Consider the following 22,355-nt stretch of genomic DNA (forward strand, 5'->3'; position numbering starts at 1 on the left):
CGGGCGGGTGGGGAAATCCCGCCGCGGAGCGGTGGGACAGAGCAACCCCCACCGGCCCGGAGGCGAACAACAAGCGGGGCTCACCCGGAAGGTTCCGGCTGAGCCCCGCTCCTGTTCCGCCCAGTGCAACGCTACGCGTCGTAGTCCTGGTTGAACTTGTCCTGAGCCTCCTGCGCGGCCCGCCGGGCCTCGTCCGGCGTCTCGTCACGGCGGCCCTGCTCGCGGCCCCGCTCGCGGCCCCGCTCGCGGCCCCGCTCGCGGTCCTGCGCGGAGCGCTCGCTCGCCTCGTCCTTGGCGCCGCCCTTGGCCTGCTGCGCCTTGTTGCGGAGGTTCTCGGCCTTGTCCTGGAACTGGTCCTTCATGCCCATGCTGTTCACTCCCGGTTGTGGGTGAGGGGATCGGGCCTCGACCAGACAAACACGACGGGACAAACCCCGCATTTCGATCAATCACCCTGCGTATCGCGGGAGCGCGGCGGCAGCCCCGGCCGCCTCCGGTCCGGCACGTCCGAGTACCCCGGCGGCACCGCGGCGGGCTGCTTCTCAAGGAGGTCCAGAGCCACCCGCACCGCGTCGTCGAGCTGCGCGTGCCGCCCCTCGGCCCAGTCGAGGGGCGTCCGGACCACCGCGAGGTCGGGCTCGACGCCGTGGTTCTCCACGGACCACCCGTACTCGTCGAACCACGCCGCGTTCATCGGCACCGTGATGACCGTGCCGTCCCCGAGCGCGTGCCGCCCGGTCATGCCGACCACGCCGCCCCACGTCCGCTGCCCGACCACGGGCCCGAGCCCGAGCAGCCGGAACACCGCGGTGATCATGTCGCCGTCGGACGAGGTCGCCTCGTCGGCGAGGGCGACCACCGGGCCCCGGGGGGCGTTGGAGGCGTACGAAACCGGCTGGGCGTCGCGCGTCAGGTCCCAGCCGAGGATCTTCCGGGTCAGCTTCTCCACCACCAGCTCGCTGATGTGGCCGCCCGCGTTGCCGCGTACGTCGACGAGCAGCGCGGGCAGCGACATCTCCAGGCGCAGGTCCCGGTTGAACTGGGCCCAGCCCGATCCGCCCATGTCGGGGATGTGCAGATAGCCGCACTTGCCGCCGCTCAACTCCCGTACGACATCACGCCGTTTGGCCACCCAGTCCTGGTACCGCAGCGGCCGCTCGTTGATGAGCGGCACGATGGCGACCCGCCGGGAGCGGCCTTCCCCCTCGGCGGGCCGGAAGGTCAGCTCGACCGTCGTGCCGCCCGCCGCCGCGAGCAGCGGAGAGGGGCCCGTCACCGGGTCCACGGGCCGTCCGTCGACGTGCGTGAGCACGGCGCCCTGCCGGATCCCCGCGCCGGCCAGCGGCGAGCGCGCCTTGGAGTCGGACGACTCGCCCGGCAGGATCCGCTTGACCACCCAGCCCTCGTCCCGGCACACCAGGTTGGCGCCGAGCAGCCCCATCGCCCGCTGGTAGTGCGGCGGGCCCTCGTTGCGCCGCGCGGCGGTGACGTACGCGTGCGAGGTGCCCAGTTCGCCGAGGACCTCGCGGAGCAGATCGGCGAACTCGTCGGGGGAGGCGACGCGTTCCACGAGCGGCCGGTACTGGGCGAGCACCGCGTCCCAGTCGATGCCGCACATCCCCGGCTCCCAGAAGTAGGCGCGGATGAGGCGGCCCGCCTCCTCGAAGGACTGCCGCCACTCGGCGGCCGGGTCGACGTCGTGCAGAATGCGGCGCAGGTCGATCCAGACGGTGGTGTCGAGGTCGCCGGACTCGGTGGACGGCACGGCCCGCAGGTCGCCCTCGTCGACGACCACGAGCCGGGAGCCGTCCCCGCTGGTCGCGAACCAGTCGAGATGGTCGACGAGGGCGGACTTCTTGGCCTTGGTGATGTTGAAGTACTCCAAGGTCGGGCGGCCCGAGGTGTCGGCGGGGTTGGCGAAGGTCTCGCCGAGCGCGCCCGAGATCGGCCAGCGCAGCCACACCAGGCCGCCGCCGCTGACGGGTTGCAGCGCCGAGTACTTCGAGGCCGCCACCGGGAAAGGCGTGACCCTGCTCTCCAGGCCCTCCGCCTCCACGGTCACCGTCCCGTCGCCGGGGCCGTCCTCGCCGTCACCCGCGTCCGGGTCGAGCCCGCCCGCGGCCGGGCGCCCGTCGGGGAGCAGCGCGAAGGGCGAGGGCGTCGCGGACGACAGCGGTACGAGATAGGGGCGACAGCCCAGCGGGAAGGACAGGTCGCCGGTGTGCACGTCGTAGACGGGGTCGAAGCCGCGCCAGGAGAGGAAGGCGAGATAGCGGCCGTCGCGGGTGAAGACCGGGTTCTCGTCCTCGAAGCGGCCGTTGGTGACGTCGATGACCGTACGCGCGCAGGGGCCCTCGATCCGCGCCAGTTTGATCTTCCGCAGCGATCTGCCGATGCCCGGGTGCGACCAGGTGAGCCACGCCCCGTCCGGTGAGAAGGCGAGGTCGCGCACGGGCCCGTTGACGGACCGGATCAGTTCGGTGACCTCGCCGCCCGACTCCTCCGACGCGTCGAGCAGGAGCAGCCGCCCGTCGTGCGAGGCGACGGCGAGCCGCTCGCCGTCGGGGGCCGCCACCAGCTCGTGCACCCGCCCGAGCCGCCCGCTCGCCAGCCTGCGCGGCTCGCGGTCGCCGCTGGCCCGCGGCAGATAGGCGATCTCGATCGCGTCCTCGCCCTCGGCGTCGGTGACGTACGCGACCTGCCCGCCGGTGCCCAGCATCTCCGGCAGCCGCACCCGCACCCCCGGGGTGTCGATGATGGTGCGGGCGGGGCCGTCGCGGTGCGTGAGCCAGTACAGGCTGCCGCGTACGACGACGGCGCTGGCGCGGCCCGTGGTGTCCACGGACAGCGCGTCGACGTGCTGGGCGGCCGGCACCTGGTAGGTGCGCCGCCCCGCGCGCGGGCCGCCGATCTCGACGTCCACGCGGCGCGGCACGGAGTCGGCGGCCAGGTCGTCCACCAGCCAGATCTCGCCCGCGCACTGGTAGACGACGCGGGTGCCGTCGCTCGCGGCGTGCCGGGCGTAGAACGCGTCGTGGTCGGTGTGGCGGCGCAGGTCGGTGCCGTCGGGCAGGCAGGAGTACAGGTTGCCGACGCCCTCGTGGTCGGAGAGGAAGGCGATGCGACCGGCCACGAACATGGGCGTGTCCAGGTGCCCGTCGAGATCTTCGAGGAGCCGCTCGCCGTGCAGCCACAGGCGGCCGGTGGCACCGCCGCGGTAACGCTTCCAGGCGGCGGGTTCGTGCGGCGGCTTGCCGGTCAGGAGCAGCGTCTTGCGGTCGCCGTCGACGTCCAGGACGGCGATGTGGTGGACCGGGCCCCAGGGCAGCTGGCCGCCGGGGGAGCCGTCGGTGGGCACGTCGTAGGCCCAGCAGAAGTGCGAGAAGGGCTGGCCGTGCGAGGACACGGCCAGGATGTGGCCGTCGGGCGACCAGCCGCAGACGCGGGTGTCTGTGGAGCCCCAGTAGGTGAGGCGGCGCGCGGAGCCGCCGGCCACCGGGGCCAGGTGGATCTCCGGGTCCAGGCTGCGCCAGCTCGTGTACGCGATGTGACTGCCGTCGGGGGAGAAGCGGGGGTGCCCCACTTTGGTGCGGTCGGCCGTGATGCGCCAGGCGCGGCCTGGTCGGGTGCCCTCCGCTGTGAGCGGGGCCACCCATACGTCGTCCTCGGCGACGAAGCAGAGGCTGTCGCCGCTTACGTGGGGGAATCGGAGGTACGCCTGAGTCACCCTCCCCATGCTTTTCCGTGCCGTCGGACGCGGCAACTTATGGGGCTTCGCCCCTTTCCCCCTTTGTTGGCCCTTCGGGCCTCGTCCTCAAACGCCGGAGCCTCGTCCTCAAACGCCGGACGGGCTGGGGGGTGGGCCTCGTCCTCAAGCGCCGGGCGGTTGGTCGGTGTGGCGCGAGACACGTACGAAACCGTTTCGTTTCGTTAGAGGGCCGCGTAGAGTACTCGGCAGATCAGTGGTGACTCGGGAAGGGGCCGGAGCATGGGTGAAGTGGCGACGTCGCCGCGGCGCAGCCGGATCTCGCCCGAGCGTGAGGCGGAGCTGTACGAGGCCGTCCTCGACCTGCTCCGCGAAGTCGGGTACGAGGGCCTCACGATGGACGCCGTCGCCGCCCGCACCCGCTCCAGCAAGGCCACGCTCTACCGCCAGTGGGGCGGCAAGCCGGAACTGGTCGCGCGGGCCCTCAGGCACAACAAGCCCGTGTCCATGGCGGACATCGACACGGGTTCGCTGCGCGGCGACTTCGAGGCGATGGTCGCCCGCTCCGACGACTGCCGCATGGAGGAGGACGCCGCGCTGATGCGGGGCCTCTTCCACGCCATCCACGACAACCCCGAACTCCACCGCGCGCTGCGGGATCTGCTCATCGAGCCGGAGCTCACCGGCCTCAACGAGCTGCTTCGCCGCGCCGTCGCGCGCGGTGAGATCGCCGCGGACAACCCCGCGCTCGAGTACGTCATCCACATGCTGGTCGGCGGGTTCGCCGCCCGGGAGATCATCGAAGAACGCCCCGCGGACCAGGAGTTCCTCCGCAGCTACATCGACGCCGTGATCCTCCCCGCCCTCGGCGTCTGACCAGCCTTCAACTCCCCGCAGCACCAGCGCCGTTGCTTCTGGCGAACCCGCTCACGTCGTCGGGCCGATCCCCCCTGCCCGGAAGACCTCAGCCCTCAGCCACCACGACCCGACCGGGAGCACTGCCCGTGGCCACATTCCTGTACAAACTAGGCCGACTGGCCTTCCGGCGACGGCACTTCGTCGCCCTGATCTGGGTGGCGCTGCTGACCCTCGCCGGAGTCGGCGCGGCGTCCGCGCCCACCGCCGCGTCCAGCTCCTTCTCCATTCCGGGGACGGAGGCCCAGAAGGCGTTCGACCTGCTTGAGCAGCGCGCGCCCGAGGCGAGCGCCGACGGCGCGAGCGCCCGCGTCGTCTTCAAGGCGCCGGACGGCGAGAAGGTCACCGACCCGGCGAACAAGGCCGAGATCCAAAAGACCGTCGGCGAGCTCAAGTCCGGCTCGGACCAGGTCGCCTCGGCCGCCGACCCGTTCGCCCCCCACGTCAAGGCGGTCTCCGAGGACGGCACGACGGCCTACGCCTCCGTGACGTACAAGGTCACCTCCATGGAGCTGACCGACGACAGCCGGGACGCGCTGGAGAAGACCACCGACGACGCCCGCGGCGACGGCATGACCGTCGAGGTCGGCGGTGACGCGCTGCAGGCCATGCCGCACACCGGCGCCACCGAGATCATCGGCATAGCCGTCGCGGCCGTGGTCCTCGTCATCACCTTCGGCTCGCTCGTCGCGGCCGGGCTTCCGCTGCTGACCGCGCTGATCGGCGTGGGCATCGGAGTCTCCTCGATCACCGCGCTGGCCAGCGCGCTCGACCTCGGTACGACCACGTCGACGCTCGCGATGATGATCGGGCTCGCCGTCGGCATCGACTACGCGCTGTTCATCGTCTCCCGGTACCGCGCCGAACTCGCGGAGGGCCGGGAGCGGGAGGACGCGGCGGGCCGCGCCGTCGGCACGGCCGGGTCGGCCGTCGTCTTCGCCGGGCTGACCGTCGTGATCGCCCTCGTCGGCCTGGCGGTCGTGAACATCCCGATGCTCACCAAGATGGGTGTCGCGGCGGCGGGCACGGTCGCCATCGCCGTCCTGATCGCGCTCACCATGATCCCGGCGCTGCTCGGGTACGCGGGCAGGAAGGTCAAGCCGACGGGGGAGAAGGGCAGGCTGCTCGGCGGACGCAAGAAGTCCGGTACGGACGCCCCGGTGGCCCAGGCCGCCCCCGCCAAGGAGAACCTCGGCACCCGCTGGGCCCGCTTCGTGGTCCGCCGCCCCGTCGCCGTCCTGCTGCTCGGCGTCCTCGGCCTCGGCGCCGCCGCCGTGCCGGTCTCGGGGCTCGAACTCGGCCTGCCCGACGACGGCGCGCAGCCCACGTCCACGACCCAGCGCAAGGCGTACGACCTGATCGCCGACGGCTTCGGCCCCGGCTTCAACGGACCGCTGATGACGGTCACCGACCTCAAGGGCGTCGACGACGCGAAGGGTGCGGCGGCCGCCGTACAGAAGAAGATCGCGGGCCTGGACGACGTGCTGTCCGCCGGCCCGCCGCAGTTCGACAAGGCGGGCGACACCGCGATCATCAGCGTCGTGCCGTCCTCCAAGCCCAGCGGCACCGAGACCGAGAACCTGGTGCACGCGATCCGCGACGAGGCGAAGACCGTCAAGGCGGACAGCGGCGCCGACGTCATGGTCACCGGCACCACGGCCATGAACATCGACGTCTCGCAGAAGCTCAACGACGCGCTGCTGCCGTACCTCGCGCTGGTCGTGGGCCTCGCGTTCCTGCTCCTGATCGTCGTCTTCCGCTCGGTCCTGGTCCCGCTCAAGGCGGCGCTCGGCTTCCTGCTCTCGGTGCTCGCCGCGCTCGGCGCCGTGGTCGCGGTGTTCCAGTGGGGCTGGCTCGGCTCGCTGTTCGGCCGATCATGAGCATGATGCCGATCTTCATGGTGGGCGTGGTCTTCGGCCTGGCGATGGACTACGAGGTGTTCCTCGTGACCCGGATGCGGGAGGCGTACGTCCACGGCGAGAGCCCGCACGAGGCGATCGTCACCGGCTTCAGGCACGGGGCGCGGGTCGTGTCCGCGGCGGCGGTCATCATGATCGCGGTGTTCGCCGGGTTCATCGGCTCCAGCGAGCAGATGGTCAAGATGATCGGCTTCGGGCTCGCGATCGCCGTCTTCTTCGACGCGTTCATCGTGCGCATGGCGCTGGTCCCGGCCGTGCTCGCGCTGCTCGGCCGCCGGGCCTGGTGGCTGCCGAAGTGGCTGGACCGCGCGCTGCCGAACGTGGACGTCGAGGGCGAGGGGCTGCGCGCCGCGGCCGACAAGGACGGCGAGCCGGACGAGGACCGCGAGCTCGTACGCGTCTGAGTCAGTGGGGCACAGGGGCGGCCGTGTACGTACGGCGCAGGAAGCGGATCAGCGCCGAGGCGTCGAACTGCACGACCGTCACGCCCTGGGGCGAGTGGAACTCCAGTACCGTCTGGACCCGTCCGCAGGGCCAGATGCTGACGTCGCCGCTCTCCGTCGGCGCCCGTAGCCCCTGTTCGAGGAACTCACGGGTGAACACCCAGTCGTCGTGGGACCCGGGGAGGCCGACCCGCACCGAGTGCGGGTCGGCCTCCGGGTCGTAGCGCAGCGCGACGGGGACGACGACGTGCTCATCAGGGGCGTCGGTGACCAGGTGGGCCCGGGTGAACTGCTCGACTGCGGACATGGTGACTCCTCGTAGTCGTTCCGGCCCACGGATAGCGGCTTCTCCTCCAATGTCCCATATGTACGTATATGGCACACGGGGTGGGGTGGCGCCCGATCGTTGTCGGGCCGCTCTTGCAAGCGATTCGCAACAACGCCCATCATTGAAAAGTTCACGAGCGACCCGCTCGGAGCGATCCGCTCTCGTCGTGGGTGCCTCCCCACGCCCACGACATGCGCCTTTCCAGGAGCACGCGCATGCATGTCCCCGATGGCTTCATCAATGCGCCCGTTTCCGTCGCCGCCGGTGCCGTGGCCGCCGGTGCCGTCGCCGTGAGCCTGCGTGGCGCACGGCGTGAGCTGGACGAACGCACGGCGCCGCTCGCCGGGCTCGTCGCGGCCTTCATCTTCGCCGTGCAGATGCTCAACTTCCCCGTGGCGGCCGGGACCAGCGGCCATCTGCTCGGCGGCGCGCTGGCCGCGATACTCGTGGGCCCCTTCACCGGAGTGCTCTGCGTCTCCGTCGTCCTGCTCATGCAGGGCCTGCTCTTCGCCGACGGCGGCCTGACCGCGCTCGGCGTGAACATCACGGTCATGGCGGTCGTGACGACCGTCGTGGCGTACGCGGTCTTCCGCGGCCTGGCGAAGGTGCTGCCGCGCGGCCGCCGCTCGGTGACCGCCGCCGCGTTCACGGCCGCGCTCGTCTCCGTACCGGCCGCGGCCGCCGCCTTCACCCTCGTCTACGCCGTCGGCGGCACCACGGAGGTGTCGCTCGGCAAGGTCGCCACGGCCATGATCGGCGTCCACGTCCTGATCGGCATCGGCGAGGCCGCCATCACCGCGCTCACGGTCGGCGCGGTCCTCGCCGTCCGCCCCGACCTGGTGCACGGCGCGCACGGCCTGACCGCGCCGTTCAAGCTGCGCGTCGGCGGCGAACTGATCGACGCGCCCGCGACGCCGGACACGACCCCGGCCCCCGCCGCCGCGGCCCGCTCGCACCGCAAGCTGTGGGCCGCGGGCCTGGCCGCCTCCCTCGTCCTCGCGGGCTTCGTCTCCTTCTACGCGTCCCAGGACCCCGACGGCCTGGAGAAGGTCGCCCACGACAAGGGCTTCGACAAGGGCGAGAAGGAGCACGGCGCCGCGGACTCGCCGCTCGCGGACTACGGCGTCAAGGACATCACCGACGCCCGCCTGTCCGGCGGCCTCGCGGGCGTCATCGGCGTCGGCGTGACGGTGGTCGCGGGCAGCGCGGTGTTCTGGGCGGTCCGGCGGCGGCGGGCCACGGACGGCACGGACAGCGGCCCCGCGTCGGTCACCGTGGACACCGGCTCCGCGCCGAGCACGTCCGCGACCGCCTCCGCGCCGACCGCCTCCGCGACCGCACCCGCGGAGAACGCCTGACATGGGTGCCGGCCACGCCCACCGTCTGTACCGCCACGGCCGGTCCCCGGTGCACGCCCTGCCCCCGCACACCAAACTCACCGCCGTCTTCTGCTTCGTCGTCGTGGTGGTGTCCACGCCGCGCGAGGCGATGTGGGCGTTCGCCGCGTACGCGCTGCTGCTCGCCGCGGTGGCGTACGCGGCCCGCGTGCCGCCGCTGTTCTGGCTGAAGCGCCTCCTGATCGAGGTCCCGTTCGTGGCGTTCGCGCTGCTCCTGCCGTTCGTGGCCGAGGGCGAGCGGACCGAGGTGCTCGGGATGTCGCTGAGCGTGCACGGCCTGTGGGGCGCGTGGAACGTCCTGGCCAAGGGCACGCTGGGGGTGGCCGCGTCCGTCCTCCTGGCCGCCACCACCGACCTGCGCGAACTGCTCCTCGGGCTCCAGCGGTTGAGGCTGCCGCCGCTCCTCGTGCAGATCGCCTCCTTCATGATCCGGTACGGCGACGTCGTCACGGACGAGATGCGGCGCATGAAGATCGCGCGCGAGTCCCGCGGCTTCGAGGCGCGCGGCGTGCGCCACTGGGGCGTGCTCGCCAAATCGGCGGGCGCGCTGTTCATCCGCTCCTACGAACGCGGCGAGCGCGTGCACCTCGCCATGGTCAGCCGGGGCTACGCGGGGTCGATGCCGGTCATCGACGAGGTGACCGCGTCCCGCGCCCAGTGGTCGGGCGCCCTCGCCCTGCCCCTTTCCGCCCTCGCCGTCTGCCTGTTGGGATGGACCCTGTCGTGACTTGCGCACCACCCGCCTCCGCTTCCCTGGAGGTCGCCGGCCTCGCGTACGCCTACCCCGACGGCCACCAGGCCCTGTTCGGCGTGGACCTGCGCATCGACCGCGGCGAACGCGTCGCGCTGCTCGGGCCCAACGGCGCGGGCAAGACCACCCTCGTCCTGCACCTGAACGGCATCCTCACCGCGGGCGCCGGGACCGTCACCGTCGCCGGACTGCCCGTCGGCAAGCGGCACATGGCGGAGATCCGCCGCAAGGTCGGCATCGTCTTCCAGGACCCCGACGACCAGCTCTTCATGCCGACGGTGCGCGAGGACGTGGCGTTCGGCCCGGCGGCGGCAGGGATGCGCGGGCCGGAGCTGGAGGCGCGGGTACGGAAGGCGCTGGGCCAGGTGGGGATGGAGGAGTACGCGGACCGCCCGCCGCACCACCTCTCCTTCGGCCAACGGCGCCGGGTCGCGGTGGCCACCGTCCTGGCGATGGAACCGGAGATCCTGGTCCTGGACGAACCGTCCTCGAACCTCGACCCTGCCTCGCGCCGCGAACTCGCCGACATCCTGCGCTCGTTGGACGTCACCGTCCTCATGGTCACGCACGATCTGCCGTACGCCCTGGAACTCTGCCCGCGCGCGCTCGTCCTCAGCGAGGGCGTGATCGCCGCGGACGGCCCCACCGGCGACCTCCTCGCGGACGGGAACCTGATGAGCAGCCACCGCCTGGAACTCCCCTTCGGCTTCGATCCGAAGTCGGTGCGGGGGAAGGTGTAATGGAATCTTCGGCGGCGAGCGGCGGTTGTGCGGTACATGAACGCTGACGTGGTGGTGCACGGCACGGTGGCCGAAGGGTTCGAGCCGGTGCGGGACGCCTTCGCACGGAACTTCACCGCGCTGGGCGAGCGGGGCGCCGGGGTCGTGGTGTACCGGGACGGGCGGCCGGTGGTGGACCTGTGGGGCGGGACGAGGGACTTCGACGGTGCCGGCGCGACGGGTGGTGCCGCGCCCTGGGAGCGGGGCACCGCGCAGGTCGTGCGCTCGGCGACCAAGGGCGTCGCCGCGGCCGTCCTGCTCCTCCTCCACCAGCGCGGCGAACTCGACCTGGACGCCCCGGTCGGGGCGTACTGGCCGGAGTTCAAGGCGTACGGCAAGGACCGGGTGCTCGTACGCCACGTCCTCGCGCACCGGGCCGGGGTGCCCGCGCTCGACCGCCCGCTGACGCCCGAGCAGGCCCTCGACCCCGACGTGGCCGCCGCCGCGGTCGCCGCGCAGGCGCCGTTCTGGGAGCCGGGGACGGACCACGGCTACCACGCGCACACGTACAGCTGGCTGACGGGCGAGCTGGTGCGGCGCGTCACCGGGCGTTCCGTCCGGGACGTCGTCGCCGACGAGATCGCCGGGCCGCTCGGCCTCGATCTGTGGATCGGGCTGCCCGCGTCCGAGGCGGGGCGGGTGGGGCGGCTCGGGCGGCTCGCCGAGCCCGCGGCGCCCGCGGCGGCGGGGCTCCGTACGCGGCCCAAGCCGCAGGTGGCCGCGGCCTACCGGGACCCGGCGTCCCTCACCCGGCGGGCCTTCGACGTCGTCTCCCCCTTCCCCGACGAGAACTCCGCCGCCTACCACTCGGCCGTCCTGCCCGCCTCCAACGGCGTCGCCACCGCCGGGGCCCTCGCCCGCTTCTACGCCGCCCTCATCGGCGAAGTCGACGGCGGCGCGAGGCTGTTCACCCCGTCCACCCTCGCCCTCGCCCGCACCGAGGCGTCCGCCGGGCCCGACCGCGTCCTGGTCGTGGCCACCCGCCTCGGCCTCGGCTACATGCTCCACGGCGCCGCGTCCCCCCTCCTCGGCCCCACGTCCTTCGGCCACCCCGGCCGCGGCGGCACCCTCGCCTTCGCCGACCCGGAGTCCGGGCTCGCCTTCGGCTATGTGACCAACGGGATGGGGAGGGGGGTTACGGCGGATGCGCGGGCGCAGGCACTGGTCCGTGCGGTGCGGGTCGCGGCTGCGTAGCCCGGTGCGGCAACGTTTTAGCCCGTCCGGCGTTTGAGGTCTGGGGGCGGAGCCCCCAGTTTCGGGAAGGGGTGGGCTTGGGGAAAGCCCCGCAGGGCCTCACCCCGCATGCAGCATCAAGCCGATCCCCGCAACCATCACCCCCGCCGCCACCATCCGCGACAACCCGAACCGCTCCTTGAAGAACACCGCCCCGATCCCGGCCCCGACGATGATCGAGGACTCGCGGAGGGCGGAGATCGGAGCGAGCTCGGCCCGCGTCTGGGCCCAGAGGACGAGCCCGTACGCCGCGACGGACAGCGCCGCACCGAGCAGCCCGACGACGGCGAACGGCCGCAGCCGGGAGCCGAGTTCCCCCCGCCACCGCCACGCGGCGTACACGGGCACGGCGATCCCTTCGAGCACCATCAGCCAGGCGATGTAGCCGACGGACGTGCCGGAGGCACGCACGCCGAGCCCGTCCACGACGGTGTACGCCGCGATGGAGACGCCGGTGGCGAGCGCGGCCCCGATCGCCGCCCAGTCGGGCCGCCGCCCGGACCCCCGGATGCCCCAGAGCGCGAGCCCGGTGAGCCCGGCCGAGCAGACGGCGACCCCCGCGGCCTGCCACCCGCCGGGCACCTCACCGGCGAACACGGCGGCCAGCAGGGTCACGACGAGCGGGGCGCTGCCGCGCGCGATCGGATACGCCTGCCCGAAGTCGCCGAGGCGGAACGACCGCATGAGCAGGGCCATGTAGGCGACGTGCAGGACGGCGGAGAGGAGGAGGTAGGGCCAGGCCCCGGCGGCGGGGAACGGGGCGAAGGGGGCCATGGCGAGGCCGATGAGGAGGCCGCCGCCGGATATGAGGGTGAAGCCGACGAGCTTGTCGGTGATGTGGTGGGCGATGGCGTTCCAGCTCGCGTGCGTGACGGCGGCGAGCAGGACGGCCCCCGCTACGAGCGGGGTCACTGAGCGGGTCCGGCGGGGCCCGCTGCGTTGTCTGTAGTGCGCATGCGCTGCACGCTAGTGGTGCGTGTGTATGCCACGCGAGTGGCGGGGGTGGCTGGAACCGGGGCGAGGTCCGGGGGCTGCCGCCCCCGGGCCCCCGCTGTCGGCCCTACGGGCCTCGTCCTCAAACCTCGTCCTCAAACGCCGGACGGGCTGAAACACCCCACCCCAGGCCGGACGGGCTGCGATGCCCTCAGTAACGCCGAGCTGCTGCTATTGCAGCATCCGCCGCACCACCGGCCCCGCCGCCTCCCCGCCATGGCCCCCGGCCTGCACCACCGCCGCCGCGGCCACGTCGCCGCGGTATGCGGTGAACCAGCCGTTGGGCTTCTTCTGGCCGTCGACCTCCGCGGAGCCGGTCTTCGCGCCGGAGTCGGAGCCGAGGCCCGCCATGGGCTTGGCGGCGGTGCCGGCCACGCCCGTGTAGTGCATGAGTTCGCGCAGCGCCGACGCCGTCCTGCCGGACATCTTGCGCGGGGCCCGCGCCAGCGCGCGGTCGTCCAGGTCGGGCGAGACCAGGTACGGCTGCCGGAACGTGCCGGACTTCACGGTGGCCGCGACCGACGCCATGTTCAGCGGGTTCATCCGCACCCCGCCCTGGCCGATGAGCGAGGCCGCCATCTGCGCGTCCGACTGCACCGGCACCGCGCCGTCGAACGACGCGACGCCGATCGACCAGTTGTCGCGGCCGAGACCGAACACTTCCTGGGCCTGCTTCGTCAGGTCGTCGTTCGACAGCTTCTTGGCCTGGGTGATGAAGGCCGTGTTGCAGGACCGCGCGAAGCTCGCCCGGAAAGTACCGCCCTTGATCTGGAACTTGTTGTCGTTCTGGAACTTCCAGCCGCCGTACGTCTCGTACTTCGGGCAGGGGTGCTTCTTGTCGACGCCCGCCAGGTCCTTCTCCAGGAGCATCGAGGCGGTGATGACCTTCATCGTGGAGCCGGGCGCGAGCGAGCCCTGGAGGGCCGTGTTGAAGCCGGTGGGTTCGGAGTTGGCGACGGCGAGGATCTCGCCGGTGGACGGCTTGACCACCACGACCGAGGCGCGCTTGCGCTTCGCCGTCTCCTTCTCCGCCTTCGCCTGCGTGCGCGCGCTGATCGTCGTCTTCAGCGTGCCCGGGGTGCCGGGGGAGAGGGCCAGGAGCGTCTTGTCGGGAGTGTCCTTCGCGTCGCTCTTCTTCGCCGACGGGCCCTCGGCGGACTTGGTGTCCGCGCGGACCACCCGCAGCTCCACGCCCGCCTTGCCGCCCGCCTTCTTGCCGTACTTCTCGCGCAGCCCGTCGAGGACCGTGCCGAGCGAGGGGTACTTGGCGGCCGTCAGCGCGCCCCCGTCCCGGTCCACGGCCCTGATCGGCGGGTCGCCCGCCTCGCCCGTGACCAGGCGGTCGCCGGGCCGCAGTTCGGGGTGGACGACGGACGGCGCCCAGGACACGAGGACCTTGCCGTCGGCCGCGCGGCGTACCACGGTCAGCGCGGAGTCGTACGCGTACGGCTTGGTTTTTCCCTCGAACGAGACCACGGCCGCGGCCTTGAACGGCACCTTCGCGCTCTTGCGGGTCGCCGCCTTGCCGGGCGTCAGGACCACCTCGGCGATCCGCGCCTCCTCGCGGTACGCCGTGAGCGCCGCGCGGGCCCGCTTCCGGTCGTCCGTCAGCGCCGCCGCGGCGGCCACGTCGCCCTTCTCCCACGCGGCGAGGAACGCCCGCGTGGTGGCGCGCACTTCGGCGGCCGTCGGCGGGCCCGTGGCCACCGACTTCCCGTCGGACTTCCCGCCACCGGCGCCGCCGTCCCCGACGACCGCGTACGCGGCGACCCCCACGCCGCACACGATGGCCACCGCGGCGCCGCCGAGCACGCCCGGATGCACCTTCTTGCGCTCGGTCGCGCGTCTCCTGTTACCCACGAATCCTCCGCTGTTCCCCTCTGCCCCCGCGGCACTGCCTCACCGCGAGGCCCAACCTAGCGGCACCCGCGCACCCCGTTGACCACGGCCTCGCCCGCCGGGCGACCGGTCGTCCGGGTTCTCACCCGCCTGTCACGCGCGCGTCATCCGCCCGCGCGCAGCACCGCCGCGACGATCGGCCCCGCGGTGTCCCCGCCGTGCCCGCCCTGCTGGGCCATCGCGGCCACCGCCATGTCCCCGCGGTAGCCCGCGAACCAGCTGTTGGGCTTCGTCTGGCCGTCGACCTCAGCCGACCCCGTCTTCGCCCCGATGTCGCCGCCGAGCCCCGCCATCGCCTTCGCGCCCGTCCCCGCGATCGCCGTGCGCCGCATCATCTGCCGCAGCTGGGCGACCGTGCCCGGGGACAGGCCGCGCGCGGTGGCCGGTTCGCCGTCGATGAGCTTCCTCGGTACGAGGACGGGCTGGCGGAAGTCGCCCGTCATGGCCGTCGCCGTCACCGACGCCAGGGTCAGCGGGTTGAGCTGCACCTGGCCCTGGCCGATGGCGTTGGCGGCGCGGTCAGGGCCGGCCGAGGCGGGCACCGAGCCGTCCGACGAGGTGATGCCGGTCCGCCAGTCGTCCCTGCCCAGGCCGAAGTTGGTCTCCGCCTCCTCGGTCAGTGACGCGTCCGTGAGCGGCTTCTCGTCGACCAGCTTCACGAACGCCGTGTTGCAGGAGCGCGCGAAGCTGTCCGCGAGCGTCGCGCCCCGGTCCGGCGCCATGCCCTTCAGGTTGTGGAAGGTCTGGCTCTGCCAGGTCGCCTCCGGGGTGCACGGCGCGGGCCCGGACGCCTTCGTGACGCCCTTGTCGATGAGCATCGCCGCCGTCACGATCTTCATCGTCGAGCCGGGCGCCAGCTTGCCCTCGAAGGCCGCGTTGAACCGGTCCGCGCGGTGGTTGGCGACCGCGAGCACCTCGCCGCTGCTCGGCCTGACCGCGACCACCGACGACTCGGGGTGCCGGGCCACCGCGTCCTCCGCGGCACGCTGCGCCGCCGCGCTCAGCGTCGTCGGCAGCTTCCCGGCCCGCCCCTTCGCGAGCGTCAGCAGCGTCTTCGTGCCCGCCGCCTCGTCGGCGCGCCGCACGTACAGCTCGATGCCCGGCCTCCCGCCCGCCTGCTCGCCGAACTTCGCGCGGAGTTGCTCCAGGACAGGCGCGAGCGACGGGTACCTCTTCCCGGTCAGGACCGCGCCGTTCCGGTCGACGGCCTCGATCGGCGGGGCCGCCGCCTCGCCCGTCCGCAGACTGTCGCCGCGCCTGAGCTCCGGGTGCAGCACGGACGCCTGCCAGTCGACCAGGGCCCGCCCGGTGCTGACACCGCGTACGACATCGAAGGCGGACGCGTACCGCAGCGGCTTGCTCTTCCCCTCGTACGCCACCGTGGCGCGCACCGTGAACGGCACCCGCGTCCCGCTGATCCGGCCCGCCGTCAGCTCGACCTTCCGGATGTGCGCGTCCTCGCGGAACCTGGTCAGGGCCTCGGCGGCGGCCACCGCGTTGTCGGTGTGCGCCGCCGCGCCGTCCGCGTCGCCCTTCGCCCACGCCGCGAGGAACTCCCGTGCCGTCTCCCGGACCTCGTCCCGCGACGGCGGACCGCTCTCGCGCGCCCCGGAATCCGACGACGATCCGCCGCCGTTCACCGCATTGACGACGTTGTACGCGCCATATCCGGCGCCCCCCACCATGACGGCGAACACCCCGCCGACAAGAGCGGCCTTCGCTCCCTTGCGCATCAAGCGCTCCCTCCCCAGGAATGCCACAACCCTAAGAGGGCGCCCGGGAGCAAAGGGCCGGATGGGTCGGCTGTTATCCGAAGGTGTCCGTTTATCGCCTTCAAACCCAGGTATCGAGCCACATTCTGGAACGCCAGGAATCGATCGGGATCGCCTGGCCGGTATAGATCGGCCAGAAGTAAATGAAATTCCAGAAGATCAGCAGAACCAGGACGCCCGAGGCCGCGGCGCCGATCACCCGGCGCCGTTCCGAGGATCCCGGCGGCCCCAGAACGGCCCCGATCAGCATCGCGAGCGCCAGACACAGGAACGGCACGAACACCACGGCGTAGAAATAGAAGATCGTCCGTTCCTGGTACATGAACCACGGCAGATAGCCCGCCGCGACGCCGCACACGATCGCGCCCGCCCGCCAGTCCCTGCGGAAGAACCAGCGCCACAGGACATAGAGCAGCGCGAAGGCCGCCGCCCACCAGAGCAGCGGCGTGCCGAGCGCGAGCACCTCGCGCGCGCACTTCTCCTTGGTGTCGGCGGGACAGCCGTCCTGGCCGGGCGGCGGCGACTCGTAGAAGTACGAGACGGGGCGGCCGTCGACGATCCAGCTCCACGGGTTGGACTGGTAGGTGTGCGGCGAGGACAGGCCGACGTGGAAGTCGTAGACCTTGTTCTCGTAGTGCCACAGGCTGCGCAGCCAGTCCGGCAGCCAGGTCCAGCCGCCGCCCTTGCCCGCGGTCGCCGCCCAGTCGCGGTAGTAGCCGCCGGTGCCGTCGCTCGGCGAGAGGATCCAGCCGAGCCAGGACAGCAGGTAGGTGCCGATCGCGACCGGCACCGTCGTCACGAACGCCGGAAGGACGTCCCGCTTCAGCGCCGCCAGGTACGGCCGGTACGCGCCCGCCACGCGCCGCGCGCCCGCGTCCCACAACACGGTCATCAGGCAGAAGAACACCATGATGTAGAGGCCGTTCCACTTCGTGGCGAAGGCCAGACCGAGACAGAGCCCGGCCGCCCAGCGCCACGGCCGCCACCCGATGCGCAGCGTCTCCGCGACGTACGCGTCCGGCCGCGCGATGCCGTCGGCGTCCACCGGCAGCGCCGCCGCGAGTTTCGCGCGCGCCTTGTCCCGGTCGACCAGGAAGCAGCCGAACGCCGCGAGCACGAAGAACATCAGGACCTGGTCGAGCAGCGCGGTGCGGCTCATCACGAAGTGCAGGCCGTCCACGGTGAGCAGCGCGCCCGCCAGACAGCCGAGGAACGTCGACCGGAAGAGCCGCCGCCCGATCCGGCACAGCATGAGCACCGACAGCGTGCCGAGCACCGCCGTCATGAACCGCCAGCCGAACGGGTCGAGGCCGAACAGCCACTCGCCGACACCGATCACGTACTTGCCGACCGGCGGATGCACGACGTACGAGGGATCCGTGGGCAGCGCGACGTCGCCGCCCTGCTTGACGACCTCGTCGTTGATCTTGTCCGGCCAACTCAGCTCATAGCCCTTGTGGATGAGGGCCCAGGCGTCCTTGGCGTAGTACGTCTCGTCGAATATCACGGCCTTCGGGCTGCCGAGATTCCAGAACCGCAGCACCCCCGCCACCAGCGCGACCCCCAGCGGCCCGAGCCAGCCGGACCACCGCACCAGCGGCTCCGACACCTGCCGGGGCACCCCGAGGGCCGCCCACAGCCGGTTGCCCGGGCGGGCGTACGGCGGCACGAGCCGCGTCCGGACATCGCCTCTGCGCTGCGCCGCGTGGCCGAAGCGGCGCAGCCTGTGCTGCCACGACGACGGCTGCTGCTCCTCGGCTGGCCGGCCCTGGCGGGTCTCCGGGGAAGACGCGGTACTGGTCACCGCGCCATCGTAGGGAACCTGACTGTGACAGTCCCGCGCCCGGCCCCTGCGAGGATGGATCCGTGACAGGAAGCGCAGATTCACCCCCGAGCCCCGCGGCGGGCCCCGGCACCCTCGTCCTCGCGGGCACCCCCATCGGCGACGTCGCGGACGCCCCGCCCCGGCTCGCCGCCGAACTGGCCGGCGCCGACGTGGTCGCCGCCGAGGACACCCGCAGGCTGCGCCGGCTCACGCAGGCCCTCGGCGTGCAGGTGGGCGGCCGGGTCGTGTCGTACTTCGAGGGCAACGAGGCGGCGCGCACGCCCGAGCTGGTCGAGGCGCTCGCGGGCGGGGCGCGGGTCCTCCTGGTGACGGACGCGGGCATGCCGTCGGTGTCCGACCCCGGCTACCGCCTGGTGGCCGCCGCCGTCGAGCGCGACATCCGCGTCACGGCGGTGCCCGGGCCCTCCGCCGTCCTGACCGCCCTCGCGCTCTCCGGCCTGCCCGTGGACCGCTTCTGCTTCGAGGGCTTCCTGCCGCGCAAGGCGGGCGAGCGGCTCTCGCGGCTGCGCGAGGCGGCCGAGGAGCGGCGCACGCTCGTGTACTTCGAGTCGCCGCGCCGCCTGGACGACACCCTCGCCGCGATGGCGGAGGCGTTCGGCGACGAGCGCCGGGCCGCGGTGTGCCGGGAGCTGACGAAGACGTACGAGGAAGTCCGCCGCGGTTCGCTGAAGGAGCTCGCGGAGTGGGCGGCGCCCGGCGACGTACGCGGCGAGATCACGGTCGTGGTCGCGGGCGCCCCGGACAAGGACCCCGGGGAGCTCGGCCCGGACGAACTGGTGCGCCGGGTGCGGGTGCGCGAGGAGGCGGGGGAGCGGCGAAAGGAGGCCATCGCGGCGGTCGCGGCCGAGGTGGGGCTGCCCAAGCGGGAGGTGTTCGACGCGGTGGTGGCGGCGAAGAACGCGGCGGGCGGGGCGTAGCCCGGAGCGAGCCCGGAGCGTGCCGGGGCGCAGGCGCACGGGCCCGGCGCTCAGGGGCGTGAAGGAGCCCATCGGCAGGCAAAGGACTATGGTGAAAAGCAAAGCGCGGGCCGCGCACCAGGCTGTTTTTCCATGGGACTGCCAAATCGGGTCCAACACTCGACAGGTCTGATGCGCTCGCTCTGGGAAAGGCGTCCACTGGGTGAAGGGGACGCACCCGTCCCACGCTGCCGGACCGGGTCCGGAAAGACACCGGACGGCGGCGCTTGTCCAGCGGACAAGAGGAGCTGGCATGAGTGAGATCGCAGACACCGGTCACCGCACCACGGCTGCCAAGGTCGTTGAAGAGTCCTATGCCTTCGCCTGCATGCGGTGCGGGCACGGCTGGGAGCAGACCTACGAAATCGAGCACCACGTCGACGCCAAGGGCCAGGAATTCGTGATGTACCTGGCGGACGGCCACCACGTGCCGTCGCCGCTGACCCGGCCCACCTGCCTGAACTGCGGTGGGCACGTGGTGCGGATCATGCGGGCCGGTCAGGTGTCCTCCGTGCGGTCGGCGCTCGAGTCCCTGCACCAGCAGCGCCCTGGGCACGCGCCCCGCCCGTCCCAGTCCATCGCGGGCCCCCCGGTGGGCCCGAACGGCCCGGACGCCGAGGCCGACGCCCCCGGCGAGGCCCCCGGCCACAAGCCCGCCCACCACTGGCACCTCTCGGACCTGCTGCACCCGTTCCACCGCAAGGCTGGCTGAGGTCGGGGCCCTGCCGGGGGCTTCCCCAACCCCGCCCCTTCCCGAAAGGGGGTCCAGGGGGCGGAGCCCCCTGGTTACGGGAAGGGGTGGGATTGGGGAAGGCCCCGCAGGGCTTCGTACGATCGACACATGCCTGCCGACACGACCCCGCCCCCACCGCCCACGCCGCTGCGCGTGCCCGTCGCCGACTCCCACACCCACCTGGACATGCAGTCCGGCACCGTCGAGGAGGCCCTGGCGCGGGCCGCCACCGTGGGCGTGACCACCGTCGTGCAGGTCGGCTGCGACATCGCGGGCTCCCGCTGGGCGGCCGAGACGGCGGCCGCCCACGCCCCCGTGCACGCGACAGTGGCCCTGCACCCCAACGAGGCCCCGCGCATCGTGCACGGCGACCCCGACGGCTGGTCCCGCCAGGGCGCGCGGCCGGCCGGCGGCGACGCGGCCCTCGACGAGGCGCTCGCCGAGATCGACGCCCTCGCCGCCCTGCCGCACGTCAAGGGCGTCGGCGAGACCGGCCTCGACTACTTCCGCACGGGCCCCGAGGGCAAGGCGGCCCAGGAGCGCTCCTTCCGCGCGCACATCGAGATCGCCAAGCGGCACGGCAAGGCCCTGGTCATCCACGACCGGGAGGCCCACGAAGATGTGCTACGCGTCCTGAAGGAGGAGGGCGCGCCCGAGCGCACCGTCTTCCACTGCTACTCCGGCGACGCGGCGATGGCCCAACTCTGCGCGGAACAGGGCTACTTCATGTCCTTCGCGGGAAACGTCACCTTCAAGAACGCCCAGCCGCTGCGCGACTCGCTGGCCGTCGCGCCCCTCGAACTCGTCCTCGTCGAGACCGACGCGCCCTTCCTGACACCCGCCCCGTACCGCGGACGGCCCAATGCCCCCTATCTCATTCCGGTCACGCTGCGCGCGATGGCCGAGGTGCGCGGCATCGACGAGGACGCCATGGCCGCGGCGATCTCCTCGAACACGGCCCGCGCCTTTGATTACTGATCGATAACGACCGAAGCCTTCCCGCGGCTGACAGCTTGGGTCAGCACCGCGACACAGAGTAGTCACCCTGCTTTGGAGAGTGACGGCGCCTCCGCTAGGTTCTGCAAGCCGATCCGCACTGGGCCGGTCTGCACCTGGCTTGTCAGTGGTCACTTGTCGCTGGAGCGTCGTCGTGAGCAAACCGCAGTACGAGACGTATGAGCAGCAGCCGCAGTACGCGCCGCCGCGCGAGCCGTACGGGTCGTACGACGCGTACGACCCGTATGACGCGTACGACGCCCATGGGCCCGCGTACGGATACGAGGACGACCGGACCCGGGGATTCGCCGGGAACGGCGTGCCGACGCAGGCGTACGGCGCGGGCGGCGCCTCCGTGGACGAGCTGCCCACGCGGGTGTTCACACCCGACGCGTTCGGCGGGGACGGGTTCGCCGGGGACGGCCGGGCGGAGGGCGGGACGGCGTGGGAGCCCGCGTCGACGGCGGAGGCGGAGACGGCGTCCGGGGAGCGGGCGTCGCTGCCCCGGCAGCAGGGCGGGCCGCGCGACGAGGGGCGGGCCGGGGCGCGGCGGGCCGCGCGGCGCCGGCGGACCGCCCAGCGGCCCGACGGCCTGCGCAGGCTCCTTCCGCAGGCCCTCGTCGTCGCCTTCCTCGCGGGCGGCACCTCCGCCTTCGTCGCCAACGACAAGGCCGTCCAGCTCAGCGTCGACGGCAGGTCCCGCACCCTGCACACCTTCGCCGACGACGTGGGTGAACTCCTCGCCGACGAGGGCGTGGACGTCGGCGCGCACGACATCGTCGCGCCCACCGCCACCACCGCCCTGGCCAGCGGCGACGAGATCGCCGTCCGCTACGGGCGGCCCGTCCGGCTCACCCTCGACGGCCAGCGCCGCCAGGTGTGGACGACGGCCCGCACCGTGGACGGCGCGCTGCGCCAGCTCGGCGTGCGCGCCGAGGGCGCCTACCTCTCGACCTCGCGCGGCAAGCGCATCGCCCGCGAGGGGCTCGACCTCGACGTCCGCACCGAGCGCACCGTGACGATCATGGCCGACGGGCGGGCCCGCACCATCCGTACGAACGCCGCGACCGTCGGCGAGGCCGTCGAGGAGTCCGGCGTGACCCTGCGCGGCTCCGACACGACGTCCGTGCCGCCCGCCAGCTTCCCGCGCGACGGGCAGACCGTCACCGTCATGCGGATCTCCGGCCGCAAGGAGGTGCGGGAGGAGCCGATCCCGTACACGGTGCGCAAGACCGAGGACGCCTCGCTGCCGCGCGGCACGGAGGTCGTGGAGCAGGCAGGGCGCGCGGGCGCGCGGCGGATCACGTACTCGGTACGCATCGTCAACGGCGTGCGGCAGAAGCCGAAGCGGTTGCGGAGCGAGGTGGTGCGGGAGCCGCAGCCGCGGATCGTGAAGGTCGGCACGAAGGTCCAGCCGACCGCCGTCGCCGGGGCCGAGGGGCGCAACTGGGGGGCGCTGGCCGCCTGTGAGTCGGGTGGGCGCGCCAACGCGGTGGATCCCTCCGGTACGTACGGCGGGCTCTACCAGTTCGACACCCGGACCTGGCAGGCGCTCGGCGGCTCCGGGCGCCCCCAGGACGCCCCCGCCGCCGAACAGACGCTCCGCGCCAAGAAGCTGTACGTCCAGCGGGGCGCCAGTCCTTGGCCCCACTGCGGGGGGCGTCTCTGACCCGCCGCTCCGCGGCGGAT

The 22,355-nt window shown here is 72.7% G+C and carries 16 protein-coding genes and 1 pseudogene; 10 read left to right on the top strand and 7 right to left on the bottom strand.

Annotated elements, in window-relative coordinates; genetic code table 11:
* Positions 1 to 131 precede the first annotated feature (131 nt).
* Positions 132 to 368 (bottom strand): hypothetical protein, encoded by a 237-nt coding sequence (locus STRAU_RS27210; RefSeq protein WP_037662232.1) that lies wholly within the window; start codon positions 366 to 368, stop codon positions 132 to 134.
* A gap of 77 nt (positions 369 to 445) precedes the next feature.
* Positions 446 to 3,727 (bottom strand): S41 family peptidase, encoded by a 3,282-nt coding sequence (locus STRAU_RS27215; RefSeq protein ID WP_016643614.1) that lies wholly within the window; start codon positions 3,725 to 3,727, stop codon positions 446 to 448.
* Between the two features lie 261 nt (positions 3,728 to 3,988).
* On the opposite strand from STRAU_RS27215, the gene STRAU_RS27220 reads away from it, so the two are divergent.
* Both STRAU_RS27220 and STRAU_RS27225 read left to right on the top strand, forming a co-directional pair.
* Complete coding sequence (locus STRAU_RS27220) at positions 3,989 to 4,582, top strand: TetR/AcrR family transcriptional regulator (RefSeq protein ID WP_016643615.1); 594 nt, start codon at positions 3,989 to 3,991, stop codon at positions 4,580 to 4,582.
* A gap of 128 nt (positions 4,583 to 4,710) precedes the next feature.
* Positions 4,711 to 6,944, top strand: a pseudogene (locus tag STRAU_RS27225) (MMPL family transporter).
* A 1-nt stretch (position 6,945) separates the two neighbouring features.
* On the opposite strand, the gene STRAU_RS27230 reads toward STRAU_RS27225, so the two are convergent.
* A complete protein-coding gene (locus tag STRAU_RS27230) occupies positions 6,946 to 7,290 on the bottom strand; it encodes an SsgA family sporulation/cell division regulator (RefSeq protein ID WP_016643618.1) in 345 nt (114 codons plus the stop codon).
* Between the two features lie 236 nt (positions 7,291 to 7,526).
* On the opposite strand from STRAU_RS27230, the gene STRAU_RS27235 reads away from it, so the two are divergent.
* Genes STRAU_RS27235 through STRAU_RS27250 form a run of 4 tightly spaced genes read left to right on the top strand, consistent with a single transcriptional unit; the run spans position 7,527 to position 11,432 of the window.
* Positions 7,527 to 8,669 carry an energy-coupling factor ABC transporter permease gene (locus tag STRAU_RS27235; protein WP_016643619.1) on the top strand — a complete coding sequence of 381 codons (1,143 nt, stop codon included), beginning with the start codon at positions 7,527 to 7,529 and terminating at the stop codon, positions 8,667 to 8,669.
* 1 nt (position 8,670) lies between these two features.
* The gene (cbiQ, locus tag STRAU_RS27240) at positions 8,671 to 9,435 is read left to right on the top strand and encodes a cobalt ECF transporter T component CbiQ (RefSeq protein ID WP_016643620.1); all 765 of its coding nucleotides are present in this window, start codon (positions 8,671 to 8,673) and stop codon (positions 9,433 to 9,435) included.
* Complete coding sequence (locus STRAU_RS27245; protein WP_016643621.1) at positions 9,420 to 10,199, top strand: energy-coupling factor ABC transporter ATP-binding protein; 780 nt, start codon at positions 9,420 to 9,422, stop codon at positions 10,197 to 10,199. Before cbiQ ends, STRAU_RS27245 begins: the two co-directional genes overlap by 16 nt.
* Positions 10,200 to 10,235: 36 nt before the next feature.
* On the top strand, positions 10,236 to 11,432 hold the full coding sequence (locus STRAU_RS27250; protein WP_037662241.1) for a serine hydrolase domain-containing protein: 1,197 nt from the start codon (positions 10,236 to 10,238) through the stop codon (positions 11,430 to 11,432).
* Positions 11,433 to 11,531: 99 nt separating this feature from the next.
* On the opposite strand, the gene STRAU_RS27255 is transcribed toward STRAU_RS27250, so the two are convergent.
* The 4 genes from STRAU_RS27255 to STRAU_RS27270 form a co-directional block, all read right to left on the bottom strand.
* A complete protein-coding gene (locus STRAU_RS27255) occupies positions 11,532 to 12,383 on the bottom strand; it encodes a DMT family transporter (RefSeq protein WP_016643623.1) in 852 nt (283 codons plus the stop codon).
* A 252-nt stretch (positions 12,384 to 12,635) separates the two neighbouring features.
* A complete protein-coding gene (locus STRAU_RS27260; RefSeq protein ID WP_052029305.1) occupies positions 12,636 to 14,324 on the bottom strand; it encodes a penicillin-binding transpeptidase domain-containing protein in 1,689 nt (562 codons plus the stop codon).
* A gap of 143 nt (positions 14,325 to 14,467) precedes the next feature.
* Positions 14,468 to 16,096 carry a penicillin-binding transpeptidase domain-containing protein gene (locus STRAU_RS27265; RefSeq protein WP_016643626.1) on the bottom strand — a complete coding sequence of 543 codons (1,629 nt, stop codon included), beginning with the start codon at positions 16,094 to 16,096 and terminating at the stop codon, positions 14,468 to 14,470.
* A gap of 100 nt (positions 16,097 to 16,196) precedes the next feature.
* Complete coding sequence (locus STRAU_RS27270; RefSeq protein WP_037662236.1) at positions 16,197 to 17,939, bottom strand: dolichyl-phosphate-mannose--protein mannosyltransferase; 1,743 nt, start codon at positions 17,937 to 17,939, stop codon at positions 16,197 to 16,199.
* A gap of 62 nt (positions 17,940 to 18,001) precedes the next feature.
* Here STRAU_RS27270 and rsmI point away from each other — a divergent pair, with 62 nt between their 5' ends.
* From rsmI to STRAU_RS27290, 4 genes are all read left to right on the top strand, one after another.
* The gene (gene rsmI / locus STRAU_RS27275; protein ID WP_016643629.1) at positions 18,002 to 18,898 is read left to right on the top strand and encodes a 16S rRNA (cytidine(1402)-2'-O)-methyltransferase; all 897 of its coding nucleotides are present in this window, start codon (positions 18,002 to 18,004) and stop codon (positions 18,896 to 18,898) included.
* A gap of 292 nt (positions 18,899 to 19,190) precedes the next feature.
* Positions 19,191 to 19,649 (top strand): hypothetical protein, encoded by a 459-nt coding sequence (locus STRAU_RS27280; RefSeq protein WP_016643630.1) that lies wholly within the window; start codon positions 19,191 to 19,193, stop codon positions 19,647 to 19,649.
* A gap of 129 nt (positions 19,650 to 19,778) precedes the next feature.
* Positions 19,779 to 20,648: a TatD family hydrolase gene (locus STRAU_RS27285; protein WP_016643631.1), complete on the top strand. Its 870-nt coding sequence runs from the start codon at positions 19,779 to 19,781 to the stop codon at positions 20,646 to 20,648.
* 172 nt (positions 20,649 to 20,820) lie between these two features.
* Positions 20,821 to 22,335 carry a resuscitation-promoting factor gene (locus STRAU_RS27290; protein WP_016643632.1) on the top strand — a complete coding sequence of 505 codons (1,515 nt, stop codon included), beginning with the start codon at positions 20,821 to 20,823 and terminating at the stop codon, positions 22,333 to 22,335.
* The last annotated feature ends 20 nt before the right edge of the window (positions 22,336 to 22,355 follow it).

The organism is Streptomyces aurantiacus JA 4570 (assembly GCF_000414115.1).
Taxonomy (GTDB): domain Bacteria; phylum Actinomycetota; class Actinomycetes; order Streptomycetales; family Streptomycetaceae; genus Streptomyces; species Streptomyces aurantiacus_A.